Below are 1,410 nucleotides of genomic sequence, written 5' to 3'. Positions count from 1 at the left end.
GCGCTCGCGCGCCGCCACCGCTTCGGGCAGGTCGCCGGCCTTCTCGAGCGGCGCGCGGATGTGCTCGACGCGCGCCTGCAGCGCCACCTGCTGCTCGTCGGCCAGCGCCGCGGCATCGCCGTCGGTCTCGATGCGGGCGAGTTCGGTCGTGATCTCGTCGAGCCGCTTCTGCAGCACGTCCAGCCCGCCGTCGGCGGCCTTCGCGCGAACCTTCGGCAGCCGCTCGGCATAGGCCTGGCGGCGGTTGGCGAGCATGTCGCTGAACACGCCGAGGCTGTCCTGCCACTGCAGCAGGTTGCTGCGCAGGAACTGCAGGTCGCGCCAGTTCTTGAAGGCTTCCTGGAACGAGTGCTGCGCGAGCAGCGGCGCCAGGTGGTTGGCGTGCGGCATCTCGGGCARCTCGCCGATGTTCCAGAACCAGCCCATCTCCTCGCCGGGATTGCGCTCGAGCAGGCCGTCGAGCAGCTTGCCGGCGCGGATCGCGGTGATCGACTGGTCGAGGTTGGTGTTCTCGCGCTCGAACGACGCGATGGCCTCGTTGTAGCGGTCGAGCGACTGGCCGCTCGCACCGGCCTCGGCGTACRCATACGGCACCGCGATCATCGCCTCGAGCACGGCCGAGTCGCCCGGGTCGCGCAGCGCGAGTTCCTGCCACGGCACCAAGGCCCGCTTGGGCTGCTTCAGCGCGGCCTGGGCCCAGCCGAAGCCGAGCAGCGCCTTGTTGGCCTGCATGCCGCTCAGCCGCACGCGCTCCAGGTGGATCAGCGCGGCCTCGGGCTTGTTGTCCTGCAGCGCGGCGAAGCCGAGCGCGACGTTGGCCTTGTCGCGCAGGCTGCGCGTCTCCTCGTCGGGCGCGGGCGCCGTGCCGAGGGTCTCGAGCAGCTGGTTGCCGCGTTCGGCATCGCCGGTGCGGATCAGCGCGACACCGAGGTTGAAGCGCGCATAGCGCGTCGCGTTGGTGCCGCCGGGCATCTTGCCGGGATCGGGCACTTTGGCCATCGCCTCCAACTGCGCCGCGGCGCCGGCGAAATCTTCGCGCGCCATCAGCACGTTGGCGCTCAGCAGCCCGCGCTCTTCCTCGAGCTCGGGCGGCAGGTTCTTCTCGATGCGGCCGAGCGCCTCCTGGGCCTCGGGCAGGAAGCCGCGCTGGTAGCGGATCTTCGCGAGGTAGAACCAGGCGCGGTCGCGCACCGCCGGCGGCGCGCCCTTCTCGATCAGCTGCGCGAAGATCTCGCCGGCCTCGCGGTGCAGGCCGTACGACAGCAGCAGGCCGCCGCGCAGGATCTCGGCTTCATCGGCATGGTGCGAGACACGGCCGAAATGCTGCGACACCATCAGCCCGGKGATCGACGAGAAATAGCGGCCCTGGTAGAACTGGTACAGCGTCTCGCCGTAGTACGGGTCTTGCAC

Annotated in this window: 1 protein-coding gene; it reads right to left on the bottom strand. The window is 70.4% G+C overall.

Annotation, left to right across the window (positions count from 1 at the left end; genetic code table 11):
- On the bottom strand, window positions 1–1,410 hold a 1,410-nt coding region (locus AC1D01_RS34575; protein ID WP_477874013.1), incomplete at both ends, for a tetratricopeptide repeat protein.

The sequence above is a fragment of the Rhizobacter sp. P3_B12 genome, from assembly GCF_056402895.1.
The sequence above is the reverse complement of the archived record's forward strand: the minus strand, read 5'-3'. Positions and strand labels throughout refer to the sequence as shown.